This is a genomic window from Pseudomonas sp. SH10-3B (assembly GCF_019891415.1).
In the GTDB taxonomy this organism is placed as follows: Bacteria; Pseudomonadota; Gammaproteobacteria; order Pseudomonadales; family Pseudomonadaceae; genus Aquipseudomonas.
In genome coordinates this window covers 31,161-52,336 of the sequence record NZ_JAFLXD010000037.1, presented here as the reverse complement: position 1 = coordinate 52,336, position 21,176 = coordinate 31,161, and the positions used below count along the sequence as shown (strand labels likewise).

21 protein-coding genes and 1 tRNA gene are annotated in these 21,176 nt (G+C 59.8%); 13 read left to right on the top strand and 9 right to left on the bottom strand.

Translation table 11 applies throughout. The features are described from left to right. Positions 1-60: 60 nt before the first annotated feature. Both J1G35_RS23270 and J1G35_RS23265 read right to left on the bottom strand, forming a co-directional pair. Positions 61-240, bottom strand: a complete 180-nt coding sequence (locus tag J1G35_RS23270) for a PA3371 family protein (RefSeq protein WP_053140069.1) — start codon at positions 238-240, stop codon at positions 61-63. An 11-nt stretch (positions 241-251) separates the two neighbouring features. Continuing rightward, the gene (locus J1G35_RS23265; protein WP_053140072.1) at positions 252-482 is read right to left on the bottom strand and encodes a hypothetical protein; all 231 of its coding nucleotides are present in this window, start codon (positions 480-482) and stop codon (positions 252-254) included. Positions 483-812: 330 nt separating this feature from the next. Between J1G35_RS23265 and J1G35_RS23260 the strand changes: the two genes are divergently transcribed. Together J1G35_RS23260 and J1G35_RS23255 are read left to right on the top strand one after the other, a co-directional pair. Further along, positions 813-889, top strand: a tRNA-Arg gene (locus J1G35_RS23260). A gap of 277 nt (positions 890-1,166) precedes the next feature. Further along, positions 1,167-2,549 carry an MFS transporter gene (locus J1G35_RS23255; protein ID WP_223016120.1) on the top strand — a complete coding sequence of 461 codons (1,383 nt, stop codon included), beginning with the start codon at positions 1,167-1,169 and terminating at the stop codon, positions 2,547-2,549. A 60-nt stretch (positions 2,550-2,609) separates the two neighbouring features. On the opposite strand, the gene J1G35_RS23250 is transcribed toward J1G35_RS23255, so the two are convergent. The 4 genes from J1G35_RS23250 to flgA form a co-directional block, all read right to left on the bottom strand. Next, on the bottom strand, positions 2,610-3,359 hold the full coding sequence (locus tag J1G35_RS23250; RefSeq protein ID WP_053140076.1) for a flagellar brake protein: 750 nt from the start codon (positions 3,357-3,359) through the stop codon (positions 2,610-2,612). A 96-nt stretch (positions 3,360-3,455) separates the two neighbouring features. Beyond that, positions 3,456-3,926, bottom strand: coding sequence for a flagellar protein FlgN (locus J1G35_RS23245; protein WP_053140078.1), 471 nt, complete (start codon positions 3,924-3,926; stop codon positions 3,456-3,458). A gap of 48 nt (positions 3,927-3,974) precedes the next feature. Beyond that, complete coding sequence (gene flgM / locus J1G35_RS23240) at positions 3,975-4,298, bottom strand: flagellar biosynthesis anti-sigma factor FlgM (RefSeq protein ID WP_053140080.1); 324 nt, start codon at positions 4,296-4,298, stop codon at positions 3,975-3,977. A gap of 140 nt (positions 4,299-4,438) precedes the next feature. After that, positions 4,439-5,203 (bottom strand): flagellar basal body P-ring formation chaperone FlgA, encoded by a 765-nt coding sequence (gene flgA / locus J1G35_RS23235; RefSeq protein ID WP_223016119.1) that lies wholly within the window; start codon positions 5,201-5,203, stop codon positions 4,439-4,441. Between the two features lie 92 nt (positions 5,204-5,295). Here flgA and J1G35_RS23230 point away from each other — a divergent pair, with 92 nt between their 5' ends. From J1G35_RS23230 to flgE, 6 genes are all read left to right on the top strand, one after another. After that, complete coding sequence (locus tag J1G35_RS23230) at positions 5,296-6,228, top strand: chemotaxis protein CheV (protein ID WP_032886773.1); 933 nt, start codon at positions 5,296-5,298, stop codon at positions 6,226-6,228. A gap of 44 nt (positions 6,229-6,272) precedes the next feature. Further along, on the top strand, positions 6,273-7,100 hold the full coding sequence (gene cheR / locus J1G35_RS23225) for a protein-glutamate O-methyltransferase CheR (protein ID WP_053140084.1): 828 nt from the start codon (positions 6,273-6,275) through the stop codon (positions 7,098-7,100). 310 nt (positions 7,101-7,410) lie between these two features. Further along, positions 7,411-7,818: a flagellar basal body rod protein FlgB gene (flgB, locus tag J1G35_RS23220; protein WP_003175633.1), complete on the top strand. Its 408-nt coding sequence runs from the start codon at positions 7,411-7,413 to the stop codon at positions 7,816-7,818. Positions 7,819-7,821: 3 nt separating this feature from the next. Continuing rightward, positions 7,822-8,265 (top strand): flagellar basal body rod protein FlgC, encoded by a 444-nt coding sequence (gene flgC / locus J1G35_RS23215; RefSeq protein WP_223016118.1) that lies wholly within the window; start codon positions 7,822-7,824, stop codon positions 8,263-8,265. Positions 8,266-8,281: 16 nt separating this feature from the next. Then, complete coding sequence (flgD, locus tag J1G35_RS23210) at positions 8,282-9,001, top strand: flagellar hook assembly protein FlgD (RefSeq protein WP_053140088.1); 720 nt, start codon at positions 8,282-8,284, stop codon at positions 8,999-9,001. Positions 9,002-9,032: 31 nt separating this feature from the next. Next, complete coding sequence (flgE, locus tag J1G35_RS23205; RefSeq protein ID WP_053140090.1) at positions 9,033-10,337, top strand: flagellar hook protein FlgE; 1,305 nt, start codon at positions 9,033-9,035, stop codon at positions 10,335-10,337. Between the two features lie 268 nt (positions 10,338-10,605). Here flgE and J1G35_RS23200 read toward each other — a convergent pair whose 3' ends face one another. Continuing rightward, complete coding sequence (locus J1G35_RS23200; protein ID WP_053140092.1) at positions 10,606-13,500, bottom strand: ribonucleoside-diphosphate reductase subunit alpha; 2,895 nt, start codon at positions 13,498-13,500, stop codon at positions 10,606-10,608. A 736-nt stretch (positions 13,501-14,236) separates the two neighbouring features. Here J1G35_RS23200 and J1G35_RS23195 point away from each other — a divergent pair. Continuing rightward, positions 14,237-14,962 (top strand): response regulator, encoded by a 726-nt coding sequence (locus tag J1G35_RS23195; RefSeq protein ID WP_223016117.1) that lies wholly within the window; start codon positions 14,237-14,239, stop codon positions 14,960-14,962. After that, positions 14,959-16,569 carry an ATP-binding protein gene (locus J1G35_RS23190; RefSeq protein WP_223016116.1) on the top strand — a complete coding sequence of 537 codons (1,611 nt, stop codon included), beginning with the start codon at positions 14,959-14,961 and terminating at the stop codon, positions 16,567-16,569. Before J1G35_RS23195 ends, J1G35_RS23190 begins: the two co-directional genes overlap by 4 nt. A gap of 10 nt (positions 16,570-16,579) precedes the next feature. Here J1G35_RS23190 and J1G35_RS23185 read toward each other — a convergent pair whose 3' ends face one another. After that, complete coding sequence (locus tag J1G35_RS23185; protein ID WP_223016115.1) at positions 16,580-17,296, bottom strand: 4'-phosphopantetheinyl transferase superfamily protein; 717 nt, start codon at positions 17,294-17,296, stop codon at positions 16,580-16,582. A gap of 135 nt (positions 17,297-17,431) precedes the next feature. On the opposite strand from J1G35_RS23185, the gene J1G35_RS23180 reads away from it, so the two are divergent. The 3 genes from J1G35_RS23180 to J1G35_RS23170 are packed head-to-tail and all read left to right on the top strand — an operon-like array spanning position 17,432 to position 19,779. Beyond that, positions 17,432-17,740, top strand: a complete 309-nt coding sequence (locus J1G35_RS23180) for a hypothetical protein (RefSeq protein WP_053140100.1) — start codon at positions 17,432-17,434, stop codon at positions 17,738-17,740. A gap of 18 nt (positions 17,741-17,758) precedes the next feature. Beyond that, complete coding sequence (locus J1G35_RS23175; RefSeq protein WP_017138377.1) at positions 17,759-18,436, top strand: response regulator; 678 nt, start codon at positions 17,759-17,761, stop codon at positions 18,434-18,436. After that, positions 18,433-19,779: an ATP-binding protein gene (locus J1G35_RS23170; RefSeq protein ID WP_053140102.1), complete on the top strand. Its 1,347-nt coding sequence runs from the start codon at positions 18,433-18,435 to the stop codon at positions 19,777-19,779. Before J1G35_RS23175 ends, J1G35_RS23170 begins: the two co-directional genes overlap by 4 nt. A 137-nt stretch (positions 19,780-19,916) precedes the next feature. Here the strand turns inward: J1G35_RS23170 and J1G35_RS23165 are convergent, their stop codons facing one another. Next, complete coding sequence (locus J1G35_RS23165; RefSeq protein ID WP_223016114.1) at positions 19,917-20,915, bottom strand: AraC family transcriptional regulator; 999 nt, start codon at positions 20,913-20,915, stop codon at positions 19,917-19,919. Positions 20,916-21,176: the final 261 nt, after the last annotated feature.

The window sequence follows — 21,176 nt, the reverse complement described above, 5'->3', positions numbered from 1 at the left end:
GGCAATCTGCCGATTTACTAGCTCATGCGACGTAAGGTAGGGCGGGAGAGGGGGGATGTGTCAGCGCAGAACCGGGTCGAATTTGATGCGACGCCCTACCACGAGGGTGAGCAGCAGACCGCAGGCGCAAACGCCGCTGGCAATAAGTGCGGTCGTTTGACCGTCTTGCGTGTCGGCACTCAGGCCGTACAGGCCAGTGACAGCGGTCAGGCACAGAAACAGCCAGCCAGATTTGGTCATCAGCGGATCCCTCAGAAAACCCAGTGTTCAGAGGCAGGTGCAGCCTGAGTGCCTTGAGTCAGGCGTACGGGCGCTTGTGCATTCGGTGTCATCACGGCCAGTTGCGGACGTTGTTGCAAGTGGTGAGGGACTGCCTGCTGGCTGATCTGCGCCGGGTCATTGCTGCCAGTCGATTGAAAGTGGAACATCAGCAGTGCAGCCAGGGCTAGGGTGTTGAGGGTTAACAGAATGGCACTGTTCATGGTCATGTTCTCCGCTTAACGCCGTGGCTGGCTGGATGGGTCTTGTCGGAGAAGTATTGCAGGTGTCGTGCCAAACTATTATTCCATTAAAATCAATGGTTTAAGTTTGCTTTAAGGCGTCTGAAGGTTGCAATTTGCAATGCTGGCATTTTGGGGGAGTGCATTTTGCACGATCCTGTCATGTGCCCGTATTTGCGGGGCGAAACCACGGTTGCTCCGGCAAGGATCGGCCTACACTCAAAAAGCCTACGGACGACATGACAAAACCCACCTCGGCCGTTAACATGCACGCCGTCCGTCGCAGTGCCCTTGGCCCGATGGCTGTCATTTGTCCCAGTAGCTCAATTGGATAGAGCATCCCCCTCCTAAGGGGAAGGTTGGCCGTTCGAACCGGCCCTGGGACACCAGATTCAAAGCCCCGCACAGCCTATTCTGTGCGGGGCTTTTTTGTGCGCGCTCGATCTTTTCAAACACCGGGCGAACCTTGGCGCTGATCAAGGTTCACAGCAGGTGCTGCCGGGTATTTTCTGAGGCGGTGTAACTTGAGCCTTACCCGACAGCGTCTGAGCTGTTCAAGCAAAATAATCCCCGGAAACAGCCCATACCGCCTGTCCGGAACCAACCACCCAGGACTATCATGCTGATAGCCCTGTCTCTCACCGCAAGGAGCCGCTCGGAACGCCGATGCGCCAAATCTGGAAATCTTTTCGAGCCCTTTATTTCGCCTCCTTGATGATGCTGATTGGCTCCGGCCTGCTCAGTACTTACCTGGCCTTGCGCCTGGCGGCCGACCATGTCGACAGTCTATGGGTCGGTGCGCTGATGGCAGCCAACTACTTCGGCCTGGTGCTGGGCGGCAAGATCGGGCACCGCCTGATCGCCCGAGTCGGGCATATCCGTGCTTACGCCACGTGTGCGGGGATTGTCGGTGCGGCGGTGCTGGGCCATGGCCTGATCGATTGGCTGCCGGCCTGGATCGTGCTGCGGGTGATCGTGGGCCTGGGCATGATGTGCCAGTACATGGTCATCGAAAGCTGGCTCAATGAGCAGGCAGATGCCAAGCAGCGTGGCGTGGTGTTCAGCGGTTATATGATCGCTTCCTACCTCGGCCTGGTATTAGGCCAGTTGATCCTGGTGATGCATCCCCAGCTTGGTCTTGAGCTGCTGATGCTGGTAGCACTGTGCTTCGCCCTGTGCCTGGTGCCGGTGGCCATGACTCGGCGCATTCACCCGGCGGCCTTGCATCCTGCGCCGATGGAGCCGCGCTTCTTTATCAAGCGCGTGCCGCAGTCGCTGAGCACGGTGTTGGGGGCGGGGTTGATCGTCGGTTCGTTCTACGGTCTGGCGCCGCTTTATGCTTCACAGCAAGGGCTGACCACCGAACAGGTAGGTCTGTTCATGGGTAGCTGCATTTTTGCCGGGCTGCTGGTGCAGTGGCCGTTGGGTTGGTTATCGGATCGCTATGATCGCGCGTTGCTGATCCGCTGCTTCGCCTTGTGCCTGGCGGTAGCTGCGCTGCCGTTGGCGATCATGACCCAAGTGCCGCTGGAAATGCTGTTTGTGGCAGGCTTCTTGTGTTCTCTCGTACAGTTTTGCCTGTATCCATTGGCGGTGGCGTTTTCCAACGACCATGTGGAGGGCGATCGCCGGGTATCGCTGACGGCCATGCTGTTGGTGACCTATGGTGTCGGCGCCAGCATCGGGCCGTTGCTGGCGGGTGTGGTGATGAAGCTGTTCGGCAGCCAGATGCTGTACGCATTTTTCAGCCTGTGCGCGCTGATCCTGGTGTGGCGCATCCGGCCTAAGGCAGTGACCAACCTGCATCAGGTGGAAGACGCCCCTCTGCATCACGTGGCAATGCCCGACAGTATGTCGAGTTCGCCGCTGGTGGCCGCGCTGGACCCGCGTGTCGATGAGCAGGTGGTGCAGGAGCAGATGCAAAATGCCCCCGATCCGGAGCCGCAGGTCGATCCTGTGCCGCCCGTGGATGAGCCAGCCTTCGAAGGGCCACCCGAGCCCTTGGGGCCGGACGAGCATCCTCATGAATTGAGCAGGGCGCGCCCCTGAATGCAAAAACGGGCAGATCCCCAAAGGATCTGCCCGTTTTTTTATCGCGATCTTTAAGGATTAAAAATCGTCGTCCTTGTCGAAGCGTCGCGCTTCACGCTGCAACTGGTACACAAAACGCTCGACCTGGCGCTGTACCAGGCCACTCATGTTGTGAAAGCGCACACCGGCGAAGGTGGTGTTGATCTTGTCTTCGAAGTGCAGGTAACGCAGCTCGACCGAGGTGGTCATGCTGCCAAACGGCAGTGCGGCGATAAATCGGTCGTAGACCTGGCCCAGTTGCAGGCGCTCGGAAATATCACCTTCAAAGCGCAATTTGCAGCCGGTGGCGGAAATATCCAGCAATTTGCCGTTGACCGGCGCCTTGAGTTTTTCGCCACCGAGTTCGATGTTCACCAGTTGCGCCAGCTTCAGTGCGGCGCGGAAGGCGTTGCGGCGCTGATGGTAGACCACCTCGTCCGGCAGGCTGCCGGTGTAGATACGGTGGCCGTCTTTTTCGCTGATGCTCAGGGTGCCTTTGCTTTCCCAGGCGACGCGTACGCCATCATGAAAACCTTCGATGCGAAAGGGTTCGCCGCTTTCGAGGTGGCGCTCGCCATCGCGGGGGATCATTTCGTCCAGCGCCAGCGTGTTGCCTTCGCGGTTGACGTCGACCAGATAACTCTGGAAGCGTTGGCTGCGTTCGTGGAAGGTGATGATCAGCGGATCATGGCTGTCTTGCAGCATCCGCAAGGTGCCGGCGATTTCCAGAGGCGTGGTGAGGACCTTGGGGGGCTGCGGGGCATCTTCCGCATTAAGGGCGTTGAACACGGTTCTTCCATCTCCAGACAAAATACGACTACACGCAAGAACCGGCATTTTGCCAGCATGTGGCGCGCCTTGGATAGGGCACGCGGTAAACCGGTGTCAGGCTTGGCTGCGGGTACTTGGCTTGACCAGGCGCGAGGTGGAGCCCTGGGCGTTATAAAGTGCCGGTGGCTCTCCGCCGTGGAGTATACGCAACTGGTTGGCGGTCGTAGCTTGCTGAAGCTGGATCGACTGACCGTTAAGCAGGTTGGCTTCCTGGCACTGGGCGAGCAATTGATTGAGTTCTTTACTCTGGGCCAGCAATTGATCGCCGACCGAGGAGTGGCTGGCCAACTGCGCCAGGCCGTCGTGGTCTGACGGCAGGCCAAGGCTGATGAGGATCTGGCTGCGTTTTTTGCCGTGCTGTTCCAGCAGGACAATCAACGACTGTTTGCGCGCCAGAATTTCTTCCAGCAGCGGCATATCCCGGCCATAGAGAGCCAGGGATTCTTCTTTAAGCAGCTCGAGCAGCTGTTGCGTCGGCGCTAGATCATCAATGATCAGTTGAAGCAAATGTTCGTCGTGATGCATGGCTGGCCTTGGGTTTTAAGCGTCCAAAAGCCCTGCGCAGGCCTTTGCCTAGCGCTCGGCTTCGAAGTTAAGCAGCTTGCTGGCTACACGGTTGCTGTCGACTTTATAGCTGCCATCGGCGATCGCCTGCTTCAATTCGGCCACGCGGGCTTTATTGACTACCGGTTGATCGCGCAGCGAGTCAGTGACCTTCTGCAACTGTTGAGCCTCATTGCTCAGGTGTACGGATTCCCCGCTTTGGCTGGCACTGGCCTGCTCTGCCTTGACGGGCAGCGCCGGCGCCTTGGCTTCTACGCTGTCCTTGGTGCTGGTGGTGCGCGTAGTGCCTGACGTAGTCGGGGTGTTATTTAAACGGCTGAAATCGATGACCATGATAAAAAACCTCTGGGTATTTGGACGCTTGCCATGTTTTCGGCCATACCCGGACAAACTTTAGGCGCAAATGACAATAAATCTCCGCACGGGACATCTCGTGCACAGTGTAGGAAAACCCAGCGTCCTGTACCAGTGATCTATAAAGCTACCTCGACTTGCCCGGGGGCCGTCACCCGCGCTTTGATCACGCGGTTGGAGTTGAGGTTCTTGACCCGAATCTGTTCGCTCATGCCGCCGTTGGACAGCGCTTCGCCCGGCATTTTCACCTGCAACCCGCCGCTGCTGGCGGAAATCACCACCTGATCACCCTTGCGAATGACCTCCGCCTGCTCCAGGTGTACCAGTGTAATCACCTGGTCGGTGACCACTGGTCGGGTCAGCTTTTGCCCGATGGCCTGGTCGAGGGAGGTCAGGTAGCCCTGGTTGATCATGCTGATGTCGCGTTCGCGCAGTGCCACATCCTCAAAGCCGATAATCCCGGTGCGTTTCAGCGGGCGGGTAACCACCACCACATCACGGAACAATTTGACCTGGGCCGGCACGAACACGGTCCAGGGCGAGGCGCCTTCGCAGCGTACCTTGACGGTCACACGCCCGATGGGTTGGGCCGGACTTTCCAGGGAGGCTGTCAATTCCTTGTCGCACATTGGCATGCGCAGGCGCGGGTCTAATTGGCTGACTTGGATTTCATAACGTCCCGGCGTCTGGGTGGTCGCCAGATAATCTTCTACAGTGAACTCAAGAAAGCCTTGAGTGACGCCGATAAGTAGATCAGGCAAGGTGACGTTATCTGCACGGGCCGTGGTGCCCAGGCTGAAAGCAAGCAGCGCCAACGTTACGCAGAGTGTTCTGCGATACGGTGTGAGGCCAAGGCGTCGGGAAACTGTCGTTTTAATATCCATAGCCATCAAATTAGCAAAGCTCGTGCCGTTTAGTGTTGGGTGCGCGCCGCCCTTGTAGGTATAGCCAAAGGTTTTAGCGTAGGAGTCATGGCATGGCAGGAGTAATGGATTCAGTAAACCAGCGCACACAGCTGGTAGGGCAGAATCGCCTGGAGTTGTTGCTTTTTCGCCTGGATGGCAAACAGCTGTATGGCATCAACGTGTTCAAGGTGCGGGAAGTGCTGCAATGCCCCAAGCTGACGATCATGCCCAAGTCCAGCCCGGTCGTGTGCGGCGTGGCGAATATTCGTGGCGCGACTATCCCGATCCTTGACCTGGCCCTGGCCACCGGTTCGGCTGGCCTGCAGGACCGCGAGAACCCGTTCGTGATCATCACCGAGTACAACACCAAGACCCAGGGTTTCCTGGTGCGCTCGGTGGAGCGCATCGTCAACATGAACTGGGAAGAGATCCATCCGCCGCCCAAGGGCACCGGCCGCGATCACTACCTCACGGCGGTGACGCGGGTCGATAACCAGTTGGTGGAAATCATCGACGTGGAGAAGATCCTCGCCGAAGTCGCACCCACCTCGGAATCGATTTCCGTGGGTGTGGTCGATGCCGAAACGGCGCACAAAGCCGTGTCGCTGCGCGTGCTCACGGTGGATGACTCCTCGGTGGCGCGCAAGCAGGTGACCCGCTGCCTGCAAACCGTCGGTGTCGAGGTGGTGGCGCTCAATGATGGTCGCCAGGCCCTGGATTACCTGCGCAAGCTGGTGGATGAAGGCAAGAAGCCGGAAGAAGAATTCTTGATGATGATCTCTGACATCGAGATGCCGGAAATGGACGGTTACACCCTCACGGCTGAGATACGCAGCGATCCACGCATGCAAAAACTGCATATCATCCTGCATACTTCGTTGTCGGGCGTATTCAATCAGGCGATGGTCAAGAAGGTCGGTGCCGATGACTTCCTGGCCAAATTCCGCCCTGATGACCTGGCATCCCGGGTAGTCGACCGGATCAAGGCAGCAGATCACAGCTAGGGGGCTTTCCCCCTGGCGGTCATACGATTTTAGAGGCGGTATCAGTGTCTACGGGTAATTTGGATTTTGAACAGTTCCGGGTCTTCCTGGAAAAAGCCTGTGGCATATTGCTCGGTGAGAACAAGCAATACCTGGTATCCAGCCGTCTTAACAAACTGATGGAGCAGCAGGGCATCAAGTCCCTGGGCGAGTTGGTTCAACGGATCCAGGGGCAGCCACGCAGTGGCCTCAAGGAAATGGTGGTCGATGCCATGACCACCAACGAAACCCTGTGGTTTCGCGATACTTACCCCTTTGAAGTGCTCAAGAGCAAAGTGCTGCCGGAGGCCATCAAGGCCAGCCCGGGTCAGCGCCTGCGTATCTGGTCGGCCGCCTGCTCCTCGGGGCAGGAACCGTACTCGATTTCCATGGCCATCGATGAGTTCGAGCGGACCAACATGGGCCAGTTGAAGGCCGGTGCGCAGATTGTCGCCACTGACCTGTCCGGCACCATGCTCACCAACTGCAAGACCGGCGAGTACGACAGCCTGGCCCTGGGTCGTGGCCTGTCCCAGGAACGCCTGCAGCGTTACTTCGACCCGAAAGGGGCAGGGCGTTGGGCGGTCAAGGCGCCGATCAAGAGTCGCGTGGAGTTTCGTTCGTTCAACCTGCTCGACAGCTACGCCAGCCTGGGCAAGTTCGACATGGTGTTCTGCCGCAACGTGCTGATCTACTTCTCGGCCGAGGTGAAGAAGGACATCCTGTTGCGCATCCACGGCACCCTCAAGCGTGGCGGTTACCTGTTCCTCGGTGCATCCGAGGCACTCAATGGCCTGCCGGATCATTTCCAGATGGTGCAGTGCAGCCCGGGAATCATCTACCAGGCCAAGTAATAAAGCGTACGCGGTCAAAAAAGTGGGAGGGGGCTTACCCCGATAGCGGTGGTTCAGTTGATGTATCTATCACTGATTCACCGCCATCGGGAGTAAGCCCCCTCCCACTTTTTTTCTGCGGCAAAGGTGTAGAAAGCGGCAACTGCCCATTGCCGCTTTACTGGCGCCACGCGGAAACCCGTTGCCGCTTTTCTGGCATTGTCGCCGGCAAGCTTCTCGCAACCCCTTGATTTACGGGGTTATCAGATATTGGCATGCGCCTTGCTATAACCCTGTTAACGAACAGCAGGTCAGCCTAAAGGTTTCCGCCATGAGCATCAGCTTCGATAAAGCGCTCGGTATCCACGAACAAGCCCTGGGCTTCCGCGCCCAGCGTGCCGAAGTCCTGGCCAACAACATTGCCAACGCCGACACCCCGAACTACAAGGCTCGGGACTTGGACTTCTCCGCCGTGCTCGCCGCACAGCAGGACAAGACCAAGAACGGCACCTTCGCCTTGAACATGACCAACAGCCGTCATATCGAAGCGCAAGGCCTGAGCAGTGGTGACGAGTCGCTGCTGTATCGCACGCCGATGCAGCCGTCGATCGACCAGAACACCGTCGACGCCCAGCTGGAGCAATCGGCCTACGCCGAGAACTCGGTGAACTTCCAGGCCAGCTTCACCCTGCTCAACAGTAAATTCAAAGGGCTGATGTCAGCCCTGCGTGGAGAGTAAGCCATGTCCCTGTCCAGTGTTTTCAATATTGCCGGCAGTGGCATGAGCGCGCAGACCACGCGCTTGAACACCGTCGCCAGTAACATCGCCAACGCCGAGACCGTGTCTTCGAGCATTGACCAGACCTACCGCGCCCGTCACCCGGTGTTCGCCACCATGTTCCAGGCCGGCCAGAACGGCGGCAGCGATTCGCTGTTCCAGGAGCAGGGCGAAGCGGGCAAAGGTGTGCAGGTGCTCGGCGTCGTCGAAGACCAGAGCAACCTCGAAGCCCGTTACGAGCCGAACCATCCAGCCGCGAACGAAAAGGGTTATGTCTACTACCCGAACGTCAACGTGGTTGAGGAAATGGCCGACATGATTTCCGCCAGCCGCTCGTTCCAGACCAACGCGGAAATGATGAACACCGCCAAAACCATGATGCAGAAGGTCCTGACCCTGGGTCAGTGATAAGGGGCACCGAATAATGGCCATTGTTGATACGTCAACCAACACTGCGGTCCAGGACCTGTTCAACAGCAAGGTCAGCACTGCAACGAACAATGTGGCAAGTACTGCCTCCGCCGCCACTGGCAATCAGTCGCTGGGCAAAGATGCATTCCTGCAACTGCTGGTGACTCAGCTGAAAAACCAAAACCCGCTGTCGCCTCAGGACAACGGCGCGTTCGTTGCTCAACTGGCGCAGTTCAGCAGCCTGGAAGGCATCAACACCCTGAACGACTCGGTGAATGCGATCTCCAGTAACTTCAGCTCGTCGCAAGCGCTGCAGGCGTCGTCGCTGGTAGGGCGCTCGATCATCACCCAGACCGACAAGGCCCTGGTGGATACGAGCAAGAGCATGACCGGTTCGGTGGCGGTGACGGCGGCGACGGGTAACGTTTCCATCAAGATCACCGACAAAGACGGCATTGTGGTACGCACCATCGATATGGGTGCCCAGAGCGCGGGTAACTCCGACTTCATCTGGGATGGCAAGAACGACAAGGGTGAAGTGGCCCCCGCGGGCACCTACACCTTCGCGGCCACCACCAAGAATGACAAGGGTGACTCGGTTGCCCTGGCAACTTCGCTGCCGGCAACAGTAACCAGCGTGACGTTGAGCAAGACCGGCGGCGAAATGCTGCTGAACCTTGCCGGTGGCATGGGCAGCGTCAAGCTGTCGCAAATTCAGACTATCGGTACATAGAGCCGGCTAAATACGGCAGAGGGAGAGAAACATGTCTTTTAATATCGGCCTTAGCGGCCTCTATGCGGCCAACAAACAACTGGACGTGACCGGCAACAACATCGCCAACGTCGCGACCACTGGCTTCAAATCGTCCCGTGCGGAATTCGCCGACATCTACGCCGCGTCCAAGCTGGGCACCGGCCAGAACAGCATCGGCAACGGCGTGAACCTGGCGGCTGTGTCCCAGCAGTTCACCCAGGGTGACGTCAACAACAGCGGCGGCGTGCTGGACATGGCGATCCAGGGCGGTGGCTTTTTCGTGCAGAAGGGCAGCGACGGCTCCCTGGAGTACACCCGTAGCGGTGCTTTCCGTGCCGACAAAGATGGCTATATCACCAACAACACCGGCACCTCGCGCCTGCAAGGCTATGCGGCGGATGAAGATGGCAAGATCATCAAGGGCGGCTTGACCGACCTGCAACTGAACCTGTCGTACCTGCCGCCGAAGGCGTCCACCAAAGTCGACTCCACCAGTAACCTGAACTCGTCGGAGCCGGTGATCAACCAGACCACCAAGCCGTTCGACCCAACCGATACCACCACCTTCACCACCCAGTACAGCACCACCTTGTACGACTCCCAGGGCAACTCGCACTCGATGGTGCAGTACATGGTGAAAACTGACGCCAATGAGTGGAACGCCTACACGTTGATCGACGGCCGTAACCTGGATGGCTCCAAGCCGACCACGACGGGCATCACTGCTCCCGTGCCATCCACCATTACCTTCGATGGTGCCGGCAAGCTCAAGGATGTCGTGACAGGCGGGGTGAGCAGCAAGACCCTCACGCTCACCGGTTGGATCCCAGGTTCGGTGACCGACGGCGTTTGGACGCCAAATGAAGCCACTGCAGGGCCTATTGCCGTCAACATGGGCAATATCACCCAGTACAACTCGGCCAGCTACCGTAACCCGCCGACCACCGACGGCTACGCCACTGGCCAGATCACCGGCCTGAAAATCGACGGCAGTGGTGTACTGTTCGCCACGTTCAGCAACCAGCAGAGCAAGGCCATTGGCCAAATCTCCCTGGCCAGCTTCAACAACGAACAGGGCCTGCAGCCTGCAGGTGGGACCAGCTGGAGAGAGACTTTCGCTTCGGGTCAGCCAGGTTACGACACCCCGCAAGCCGGGACCCTGGGTTCGATCGTGGCCAACTCCCTGGAGAACTCCAACGTCAACCTGACCAATGAGCTGGTGGACCTGATCAAGGCCCAGAGCAACTACCAGGCGAACGCCAAGACCATCTCTACCCAGAGCACCATCATGCAGACCATCATTCAGATGACCTGATGCGGTAGCGCTGCACAAGAAGCCCCTCGAAAGAGGGGCTTTTTTTTGGGCGGCAACATGAGGCGTACAGATAACTCGGTCCACGGTGGGGATTGCTCTGCCTGCGATAGCGCTTCGTCAAGCCACTGGGTGGGGCTGATACACCGTTGTCGCAGGCAAACCAGCTCCTGCGGTTGAATGTATTTGGCGAGCAAAAGAAAACCCCCGGCACACCCAGGGGGCATGTCGGGGGTTTCGAGCAGGCGCCTTTCAGCGCCTGCGGCTCAGCTTATTGGCAAGCTTCGCAATCCGGCTCGTCAATCGCACAGGCCTTTGGCACGGGTGCCGGGCCAGCCGGTGCGGCGAGCACCGAGTCATCACCGTGGTTGCCGCTGGACACTGCGTTCAGCTTACCGGTGTTGATGGTCGACTTCTCGGTGCTGGTCGCGGCCAGGGCACGGAGGTAGTAAGTGGTTTTCAGGCCACGGTACCAAGCCATGCGGTAGGTCACGTCGAGCTTCTTGCCCGAAGCGCCGGCGATGTACAGGTTCAACGACTGAGCCTGGTCGATCCACTTCTGGCGGCGGCTGGCGGCGTCAACGATCCACTTGGTGTCCACTTCGAAGGCGGTCGCGTAGAGCTCTTTGAGTTCTTGCGGGATGCGTTCGATCTGCTGCACGGAACCGTCGTAGTACTTCAGGTCGTTGATCATGACCGAGTCCCACAGGCCGCGGGCTTTCAGGTCGCGAACCAGGTACGGGTTGATCACGGTGAATTCGCCCGACAGGTTCGATTTCACATACAGGTTCTGGTAGGTCGGTTCGATCGACTGCGATACGCCGGTGATGTTGGCGATGGTCGCGGTCGGTGCGATGGCCATGATGTTGGAGTTACGAATACCTTTCTGCACACGGGCACGTACCGGCGCCCAGTCCAGGGATTCGTTCAGGTCAACGTCGATGTACTTCTGGCCACGCTGCTCGATCAGGATCTGTTGCGAATCCAGCGGCAGGATGCCCTTGGACCACAGCGAACCCTGGAACGTCTCGTAGGCACCGCGCTCGTCGGCCAGGTCGCAGGAAGCCTGGATCGCGTAGTAGCTGACCGCTTCCATGGACTTGTCGGCGAACTCGACCGCTGCATCCGAACCGTAAGGAATGTGCTGAAGGTACAGCGCGTCCTGGAAGCCCATGATGCCCAGGCCGACCGGACGGTGCTTGAAGTTGGAGTTCTGCGCCTGTGGCACCGAGTAGTAGTTGATGTCGATCACGTTATCGAGCATGCGAACGGCGGTGTTCACGGTGCGTTCCAGCTTGGCGGTGTCCAGCTTGCCGTTGACGATGTGGTTCGGCAGGTTGATCGAGCCCAGGTTGCAAACGGCGATCTCGTCCTTGTTGGTGTTCAAGGTGATCTCGGTGCACAGGTTCGAGCTGTGGACCACGCCCACGTGCTGCTGCGGGCTGCGCAGGTTGCACGGGTCCTTGAAGGTCAGCCATGGGTGGCCGGTTTCGAACAGCATCGACAGCATTTTGCGCCACAGGTCTTTGGCCTGGATGGTCTTGAACAGCTTGACCTTGCCTGGGTACTCGGTGAGGGCTTCGTAGTACTCGTAGCGCTCTTCGAAGGCCTTGCCGGTCAGGTCGTGCAGGTCCGGCACTTCGGATGGCGAGAACAGGGTCCACTTGCCGTCATCGAAGACACGCTTCATGAACAGGTCAGGGATCCAGTTGGCGGTGTTCATGTCGTGGGTACGACGACGGTCATCACCGGTGTTCTTGCGCAGCTCGATGAACTCTTCAATGTCCATGTGCCAAGTTTCCAGGTAAGCACACACAGCGCCTTTGCGCTTGCCGCCCTGGTTGACCGCTACGGCGGTGTCGTTCACGACTTTCAGGAACGGTACGACGCCCTGGGACTTGCCGTTGGTGCCCTTGATGTACGAACCCAGTGCGCGCACTGGCGTCCAGTCGTTGCCCAGGCCGCCGGCGAATTTGGACAGCATGGCGTTGTCGTGGATCGCGTGGTAGATGCCCGACAGGTCATCCGGCACGGTGGTCAGGTAGCAGCTCGACAGCTGTGGACGAAGGGTACCGGCGTTGAACAGGGTCGGGGTGGACGACATGTAGTCGAACGACGACAGCAGGTTGTAGAACTCGATCGCACGGTCTTCTTTGTGCTTCTCTTCGATCGCCAGGCCCATGGCCACGCGCATGAAGAACACTTGCGGCAGTTCGAAGCGGATCCCGTCCTTGTGGATGAAGTAACGGTCGTACAGGGTCTGCAGGCCCAGGTAAGTGAACTGCTGGTCGCGCTCGTGGTTGATCGCCTTGCCGAGTTTTTCCAGGTCGAAGGTGGCCAGGATCGGGTTCAGCAATTCGAATTCGATACCCTTGGCGATGTAGGCCGGCAGGGCCTTGGCGTACAGGTCGGCCATTTCGTGGTGGGTGGCGCTGTCGGCCACGCCCAGGAAGCCCAGGCCTTCGGCACGCAGGGTGTCCATCAGCAGGCGCGCGGTCACGAACGAGTAGTTCGGCTCACGCTCAACCAGGGTACGGGCGGTCATCACCAGGGCAGTGTTGACGTCGGTCAGGGCCACGCCGTCGTACAGGTTCTTCAGGGTTTCGCGCTGGATCAGATCACCGTCGACTTCTTCCAGGCCTTCGCAGGCCTCGGTGATGATGGTGTTCAGGCGGCCCAGGTCCAGCGGTGCAAAGCTGCCGTCGGCCAGGGTGATGCGGATCGATGGGTGCGCTTGTACGGCGGCTTCTTCGGCCGGGGTGCGCACGGCACGTTCCTTGGCGCGCGAATCGCGGTAGATCACGTAGTCACGGGCAACTTTCTGCTCGCCGGCACGCATCAGGGCCAGTTCGACCTGGTCCTGGATTTCTTCGATGTGGATGGTGCCGCCCGATGGCATGCGACGCTTGAAGGTCGCGGTGACTTGTTCGGTCAGGCGGGCAACGGTGTCGTGGATGCGCGACGATGCGGCAGCGGTGCCGCCTTCAACTGCAAGAAACGCTTTGGTGATGGCGACGGTGATTTTGTCGTCGGTGTAAGGAACGACAGTCCCGTTACGCTTGATCACGCGCAATTGGCCAGGTGCAGTGGCGGCCAGATCCATATTCGAATCAGCGGCCTGCGGCACGGAGCCTTGCGGGTTCTCGCGAGTTGTGTCGGTTTGCATGGGGGGTTGTCTCCACATTCTATATTTATTTGGGCACCATCACGGTGCCCACCGTTCCGTCCTGAAGCATTTACAGCAGGCCTGGGCCTGGCATAACAACTTCGGGACAGGAGGAAGGGGGCTGATCGCGCCGCTTCCATGCCGAAGTCTTCGGTTCAAGGCTCTAAAGCCTCTGGCCGTATTTCTGGTGGGTGACAGTTGCCAGGTTCAAGCACTGCAACACCCGTACCGTTTTCCGCTGTTGGAGCTTGAAAACGGCTGCCATCCGCGTACGCGGTTTGGGCTTTCAAAAAATGCTTGGGTTAGACCAAACAGGAGCAAGAAAGGGCTTGAGTTTCTTGTCTGATTTGTGTTGGGTCTTTTCGCTCAAAAACCCTACATGTAGGGTTTTTTTAGCGCCGAGCTACAAGATAATGCGTTTTGGGGGGCTTAGCAACGCACTACCTGTGGATAACGCTGTGGGTAAAATGTGTATGAAACGTGGAACGCCCGTGTAGGCCGCAGTACTGCTGGATCGCGCCGTTTGTCACTGAATATTCCAAGGAAAAAACGGCCAGTCGGGTTTTTGAGGGCGCGAACCCTATCACAAAAAAACGCGATCACCGAATGGATTTCCCGGCTTGTGCGAGAGGGTTTGACCATGGCTACAATCGGCCTTTGTTATGCCCTCAAAACATTACAAATAAGGTGTGGCCTACTCGGCCAACGAATCCCTTTATAACAACGAGGATCACCCGTGGAGCAAGAAGCCTGGCAAATCCTGATCGTCGAGGACGACGAGCGACTCGCCGAGTTGACCCGCGATTACCTGGAAAGCAACGGCCTGCGGGTTTCTGTGGAAGGTGATGGCGCCCTGGCTGCGGCGCGGATCATCGCCGAGCAACCGGACCTGGTGATTCTCGACCTGATGCTGCCTGGCGAAGACGGTCTGAGTATCTGTCGCAAGGTGCGCGAGCGCTACGACGGCGTGATCCTGATGCTCACCGCCCGTACCGACGACATGGACCAGGTGCTGGGCCTGGACATGGGCGCCGACGATTACGTGTGTAAACCCGTGCGCCCGCGCCTGTTGCTGGCGCGCATCCAGGCCCTGTTACGCCGCAGTGAGCCGGCGGAGCCCGCCAGTGTGGAAAACCAGCGCCGCCTGCAATTCGGCCCTCTGGTGGTGGATAACGCCCTGCGCGAAGCCTGGCTGCACGATAACGGTATCGAGTTGACCAGTGCCGAGTTCGACCTGCTGTGGCTGCTGGTGGCGAATGCCGGGCGCATCCTGTCTCGCGAAGAAATCTTTATCGCCCTGCGCGGCATCGGCTATGACGGCCAGGACCGCTCCATTGATGTACGCATCTCACGGATTCGCCCGAAAATCGGCGATGACCCGATCCACCCTCGGCTGATCAAGACCATCCGCAGCAAAGGCTATTTGTTCGTCCCTGAAGCCGCCGCCGATATGCCGCTGTGAACTCGATCTTCCTGCGTATCTATGGCGGCATGTGCGCGGCGCTGATTCTGGTGGCGCTGCTCGGCGTGCTGGCCCTGCACCTGCTCAACGAGGTGCGCAGCGGCCAATACCGTGAGCGCCTGGCCCACGGCACCTTTGCCTTGATGGGCGACAACCTGCAGCCCATGAGCGCCATCGAACGCCAGCGCGCCCTGGCCGTGTGGGAGCGTTTGCTCGGCATCCCCCTGGAATTACGCAGCCTTACCGATGCCCAACTGGACCTCAGCCAGCGCACCCGCCTGCAACGCGGCCAGGTGCTGGTGGAACAAACCGGCCCCCACGCCGCAAGGGTGCTGCGCCTGGTCAGCGATAAGGAACAGTGGGTGCTTACGGGCGAGGTGCAGCAGATCAGCGAGCAACTGGCCCGCGCGACCATTTACCTGCTGGCCGACGAATTGGTGCGCTTCCCCGTGGCCGAGCAGCCGCAACGGCTGGCGGATATAAAGGAGGCCAAGGGCTTTGGTTTCGAAATGCACCTGATGACCCTCGACCAGGCCGATATGGACGACGACCAACGCCGCCGAGTATCGGAGGGCGATACGGTCATGGCCCTGGGCAAGGGCGGCGATTCGATCCGCGTGTTTGCCGGCATGGTCGGAACGCCCTGGGTGCTGGAACTCGGCCCGCTGTATCAGATGAGCCCGTACCCGGCGCAATGGCTGGTCCTGATCGCGTTGATCGGCCTGACCCTGATCGGCCTGATTGTCTATCTATTGGTGCGTCAGCTGGAGCGCCGGCTCCGAGGCCTGGAAGCCGCCGCCACGCGCATCGCCAAAGGCAATCTGGAGGTACGTGTGCCAGCCCGGGGCGCCGATTCGGTGGGGCGCCTGGCGGCGGCCTTTAATGGTATGGCCGAGCACCTGCAGCAACTGTTGGCGATCCAGCGTGAACTGGTGCGCGCGGTGTCCCATGAATTGCGCACACCGGTGGCGCGCCTGCGCTTCGGCCTGGAGATGATCGGCGACGCCGCCACGCCTGAAGCGCGGCGCAAGTACCTGGAAGGCATGGACAGTGATATCCAGGACCTCGACGGCCTGGTGGATGAAATGCTCACCTATGCAAGGCTGGAACAGGGGGCGCCGGCGTTGATTTTCCAGCGGGTCGACCTCGATGCGCTGCTTGATCAAGTGATCGGCGAATTATCGCCACTGCGCCCGCAGGTGACCGTGGCACGGGGTATTTGCCTGTCCTCAACGCATTGGGATGACGCCTGGGTCGATGCCGAGCCGCGTTACTTGCACCGCGCCCTGCAAAACCTGGTGAGCAACGCCATGCGCCACGCCCAGGGCCAGGTGTTGATCAGTTATCAGGTGGGCCAGGTGCGTTGTCGTATTGATGTGGAGGACGACGGGCCCGGTGTGCCGGAAAGCGCCTGGGAGCGTATCTTCACGCCGTTCCTGCGCCTGGACGACAGCCGCACCCGTGCCTCGGGCGGGCATGGCCTGGGGTTGTCGATTGTGCGGCGGATTATCTACTGGCATGGCGGCAGGGCATTGATCAGCAAAAGCAATAATTTGGGCGGCGCGTGTTTCAGCTTGAGTTGGCCCAGGGATCAAGATAAACGCTGATGTCGGTCTATCAAGCGCCGATGGCAATCAGGCTCAACAACTGCCCCTCATTCACCGCAAACTGCGCGGTAAGTTCCTTGCCGTGGCACCACTCGCTGGACAGGTCTGTGAGCAAGCGCAAGCGCACATGCCCGGCCTCTGACCACTCCAGCACCTCGGCATGCTCAAAATAGAAGCGCTTCTGCACGATCGGGTAGAGCGCCTTGAACACGCTCTCCTTGACCGAAAACGTCAGTGTCACCAGCAAGGCGATCTGCTCTCGCGGCACATCAGCCATACGCTGCAGCTCTTGCGCCGTCAGAATTTCCCCAGCCAGACGCTCTGCCCGTTCCAGGCTCAGTACGTTCTCCAGGTCCATCCCCAACCCGCGCCATTGCGCCTTGTGCCCGACAATCGCGGCGGCATGTCCGGTGCTGTGGGTAATGGAACCGCTGATGTGGGCGGGCCACACCGGTGCGCGGTCTTCGCCGATCGCCGGGATGCAACGGGTGTGATCGAGCTGTTGCAGGGCCGCGCGCGCGCACAGGCGACCGGCGAGAAACTCGGCCTGACGCTTGGCCACCGAGCGCTGGATGCTCGCCGGTGGCGGCACGGCGCAGTGCTGGAAGTCGCCGGGGGCCAGCAATGCGGGGTCAAAGCGGGTGCTGAGAAACACCGTGCCCGGCAAGGGTTCGGGCAGCGGCCAATGGGCGTCGAGTGGGGTGCAGCAAGCGGGTAGGGGCGTCATGGGCGGTATTTTGCCGAGTTGAGGAGCAAGAGGATAGCCCGCCGTGGTTCAGGTGAGGTTCAGAGCCTGTTCAGGGGGAGTTCAGGGGCGCCTGCGTAGTCTGGCCTCACAGCCAAACGCGTATGAGGTAGCACCATGACTGCGATCAAAAAGCTGATGTTGGCGTTAACCATGCTCAGTGCCACCGCAGGGGTTCAGGCCTCCGATGGTGCCTTTGCCGCATTCGGTCGTGAGAAAACCAAGAAATCCAGCATCTTGATGCAGCGTGTCAGTATCGAAGACGCGGGCAGTCAGCCCACGCCCTGGGGGCAGTCCCTTGGCTTGGCCGCCCCGCAGCCGAGCTATCGCGCTGGCTATGAACACCTGACCGGCCAGTTCAATGGCATTAAACTGCGCCCGCAAGACCTGCAGGGCCGCTATGATATCCCTCTGTCGGACAGTTGATTTGCTTTGGAGAGCCTTATGAAATTGCTGGTGGTGGAAGATGAGGCGCTGCTGCGTCATCACCTGTTTACCCGCCTGACCGACAGCGGCCACGTAGTCGAGGCCGTGGCCAATGCCGAAGAGGCCCTGTACCAGACCGGTCAATTCAACCATGACCTGGCGATCATCGACCTGGGCCTGCCCGGCATGGGCGGCCTGGACCTGATCCGCCAACTGCGCAGCCAGGCCAAGACCTTTCCGATCCTGATCCTCACCGCGCGTGGCAACTGGCAGGACAAGGTCGAAGGCCTGGCCGCCGGCGCCGACGACTACGTGGTCAAGCCGTTCCAGTTCGAAGAGCTGGAGGCGCGGATGAACGCCTTGCTGCGCCGCTCCAGCGGCTTTACCCAGTCGACCATCGTCGCCGGCCCCTTGCTGCTCGATCTCAACCGCAAGCAAGCGTCTCTCGACGAACAGCCTCTGGCATTGACCGCCTATGAATACCGCATCCTCGAATACCTGATGCGCCATCACCAGCAGGTGGTCGCCAAGGACCGCTTGATGGAGCAGCTCTACCCCGACGACGACGAGCGTGATCCGAATGTCATCGAAGTCCTGGTCGGTCGACTGCGCCGTAAATTGGAAGGCCCGGCCGGGTTCAAGCCGATCGACACCGTGCGCGGCCTGGGTTACCTGTTCAATGAGCGCTGCCGTTGATCCGCTCGCTACGTGTGCGCTTGATGCTCGCGGCTGCCACCCTGGCCGTGCTGTTTATGCTGGGCCTGTTGCCCGCCATGCAGGGCGCGTTCAGCCTGGCACTGCAAGACTCCATTGAGCAGCGCCTGGCGTCGGACGTCACCACGCTGATCTCCGCGGCGCGGGTGGAAAACAATCGCCTGCTGATGCCGGCGCAATTGCCGGATGAGCGTTTCAACCTCGCCGATAGCCGCTTGCTCGGCTATATCTACGACCGTGAAGGCCACCTGGTATGGCGCTCGCGGGCAACCCGCGACGAAAACATCAACTACAAGCCGCGCTATGACGGGCGCGGCAACGAGTTTGCGCGGATTCGCGAGGCCGACGGCCAGGAGTTCTTCGTCTACGACGTCGAGGTCAAGCTGCTCGGCGGCAAGAGCGCGGCGTTCAGTATCGTGGCCCTGCAACCGGTGCGCGAATACCAACTGACCCTCGAAGGCCTGCGCGAAAACCTCTACCTGGGTTTCGGCGCGGCATTGTTGGTGCTGCTGACCTTGCTGTGGTTGGGCCTGACCTGGGGCCTGCAAGCCCTGCGGCGATTGAGCCAGGAGCTTGACCAGATCGAAGGCGGCACCCGTGAAAGCCTCTCCGAACAACACCCGCGCGAATTGCTGCGGCTCACGGGCTCCCTGAACCGCCTGCTGCACAGCGAGCGCGAGCAGCGGGCGCGTTACCGCGACTCCCTCGATGACCTGGCCCACAGCCTGAAAACACCGCTGGCTGTGTTGCAAAGCGTGAGCGAAGACATGGCGCAGCGCCCGGAAGACCGCGATCAGGCCTGGGTGCTGCAATCCCAGATCGAGCGCATGAGCCAGCAGATCAGCTATCAGTTGCAGCGTGCCAGCTTGCGCAAAAGCGGTCTGGTGCGCCATCAGGTACGCCTGGAGCCGGTCCTGCAAAGCCTGTGCGATACGCTGGACAAGGTCTACCGCGACAAGCGCGTCACAGTGGTCCTTGAATTACCGGACGCCTGCGATGTGCCGATCGAGAAGGGCGCCCTGCTCGAATTGCTCGGCAATCTGCTGGAAAACGCCTATCGGCTGTGCCTGAGCGAAGTGCGCATCAGCCTGGTGGAAAATCTTGAGGGCATCGAATTGTGCATCGAAGATGACGGCCCTGGAGTACCGCCAGACCAGCGTGCACGGATTCTGCAACGGGGCGAGCGCTTGGACCGCCAGCACCCGGGGCAGGGGATCGGGTTGGCGGTGGTCAAGGACATCATCGAAAGCTACGGCGCGCGACTGACCCTGGGGGATTCACCGCTGGGTGGCGCGGCGTTCAAGATTCACTTTCCGTCTGTGTGATCTTTGGTGGCTTGGCTGGCCCTATCGGGGGCAAGCCCCCTCCCACCTTTGACTGTGTTCACAAAGTTTGATGTGTGAATAAATTCAAAATGTGGGAGGGGGCTTGCCCCGATGAGGCCCTCACAAACGACGCAGCGCTAACTCTCCTGCGCCCGATACGCCCCAGGCGTCAGCCCTGTCCACTTCTTGAACGCCCGATGAAACGCCGACGGTTCGGAGAACCCCAACTGCTCGGCAATCTCCTGCAACGACAAATCCGCCCGTCCCAGGTGGTAGATGGCGATGTCCCGCCGCAACTCATCCTTGAGTGCCTGAAAGCTGGTGCCTTCCTCGCGCAAATGTCGGCGCAGGGTCTGCGGGCTGACGTGCAGGTGCTGGGCGACGGCTTCCAGGTCGGGCCACGGCGTGCGGTCACGGCTCAACAAGCGTCGCAGTTGGCTGCTCAAACTGTCGCCTTCATCCGGGCGTGACAGCAGGTCGGCGGGGGAACGCTCAAGGAAATGCTTGAGGGTGCGCTCGTCCTGCAACAGCGGCAGGCTCAGGTAGCGGGCGGGAAACACCAGGCTGCTGTTCGGGGCACCGAACACCAGGGTGCAGGGAAACAGCAGGTCATATTCAGCGGCGTGCGCCGGCATCGGGTAGCTGAACGTGGCCTGGTGCAAACGAATGCGCTGGCCGATCAGCCAACTGCCCAGGCGGTGCCAGATCACCAGCAGGCATTCGCTGAGGAAGTGATCCGGGTCCCACAGCTGAGAATCATCCAGGCTCAAGCGGGCCATTTCGCCTTCTCGTGTCAGCTGCCAGCGCGGGCCTTGTGGGAATAGGCTATAAAATAATAGGCCGCGCTCCAGAGCCTTCTCCAGCGTGCGGCAGTGGATCAGCGCATGGCACATCATGGCGAAGGTGCCGCGTTTGCTAGGGCCCTCGGCGAAGCCCAGGTATTCATCGTCCAGAGCCAGCCAGAGCATTTGCAACAGCCGGGTAAATTGCTCGGGCGCAATGCGGGCGCGGGGTTCGCTCAACAGTTCCGGGGTGATGCCCAGCTGTTGCAGCAGGCCCGAATAGTCGTAACCGGCCCGACGCGCACCGCCGAGGGCTGCCCGGGCGTAATGACTGGCGATGGTACGTTCACGCATACGGGGCCCTCGTCCATGGAAGGGCGGATGGTAGTCATCACTTGGCAGGGCGACAAGGCGGATATCCGCCAAATTGTAGGACGGGATTGGACAGTGCGGCGGAAATCCGCCAGCTGACTTGGCACTTTGGAGGGTGCTTTAAAATCCGTAGCCCTGATGTCGTAAGGCCCTCAGGGATTTTCAGCAAAGTGGCACGGCGTTTGCGATAAGGATTACAGCGCAGGCCTGGTCCTACAGGTCTCGCAAACAACAAATCCCTCC

Coding starts and splice junctions, on each gene's coding strand:
- J1G35_RS23270 (WP_053140069.1), bottom strand. CDS start 240: ATGACCAAATCTGGCTGGCTGTTTCTGTGCCTGACCGCTGTCACTGGC.
- J1G35_RS23265 (WP_053140072.1), bottom strand. CDS start 482: ATGAACAGTGCCATTCTGTTAACCCTCAACACCCTAGCCCTGGCTGCA.
- J1G35_RS23255 (WP_223016120.1), top strand. CDS start 1,167: ATGCGCCAAATCTGGAAATCTTTTCGAGCCCTTTATTTCGCCTCCTTG.
- J1G35_RS23245 (WP_053140078.1), bottom strand. CDS start 3,926: ATGCATCACGACGAACATTTGCTTCAACTGATCATTGATGATCTAGCG.
- flgM (WP_053140080.1), bottom strand. CDS start 4,298: ATGGTCATCGATTTCAGCCGTTTAAATAACACCCCGACTACGTCAGGC.
- flgA (WP_223016119.1), bottom strand. CDS start 5,203: ATGGATATTAAAACGACAGTTTCCCGACGCCTTGGCCTCACACCGTAT.
- J1G35_RS23230 (WP_032886773.1), top strand. CDS start 5,296: ATGGCAGGAGTAATGGATTCAGTAAACCAGCGCACACAGCTGGTAGGG.
- flgB (WP_003175633.1), top strand. CDS start 7,411: ATGAGCATCAGCTTCGATAAAGCGCTCGGTATCCACGAACAAGCCCTG.
- flgC (WP_223016118.1), top strand. CDS start 7,822: ATGTCCCTGTCCAGTGTTTTCAATATTGCCGGCAGTGGCATGAGCGCG.
- flgD (WP_053140088.1), top strand. CDS start 8,282: ATGGCCATTGTTGATACGTCAACCAACACTGCGGTCCAGGACCTGTTC.
- flgE (WP_053140090.1), top strand. CDS start 9,033: ATGTCTTTTAATATCGGCCTTAGCGGCCTCTATGCGGCCAACAAACAA.
- J1G35_RS23200 (WP_053140092.1), bottom strand. CDS start 13,500: ATGCAAACCGACACAACTCGCGAGAACCCGCAAGGCTCCGTGCCGCAG.
- J1G35_RS23185 (WP_223016115.1), bottom strand. CDS start 17,296: ATGACGCCCCTACCCGCTTGCTGCACCCCACTCGACGCCCATTGGCCG.
- J1G35_RS23180 (WP_053140100.1), top strand. CDS start 17,432: ATGACTGCGATCAAAAAGCTGATGTTGGCGTTAACCATGCTCAGTGCC.
- J1G35_RS23175 (WP_017138377.1), top strand. CDS start 17,759: ATGAAATTGCTGGTGGTGGAAGATGAGGCGCTGCTGCGTCATCACCTG.
- J1G35_RS23165 (WP_223016114.1), bottom strand. CDS start 20,915: ATGCGTGAACGTACCATCGCCAGTCATTACGCCCGGGCAGCCCTCGGC.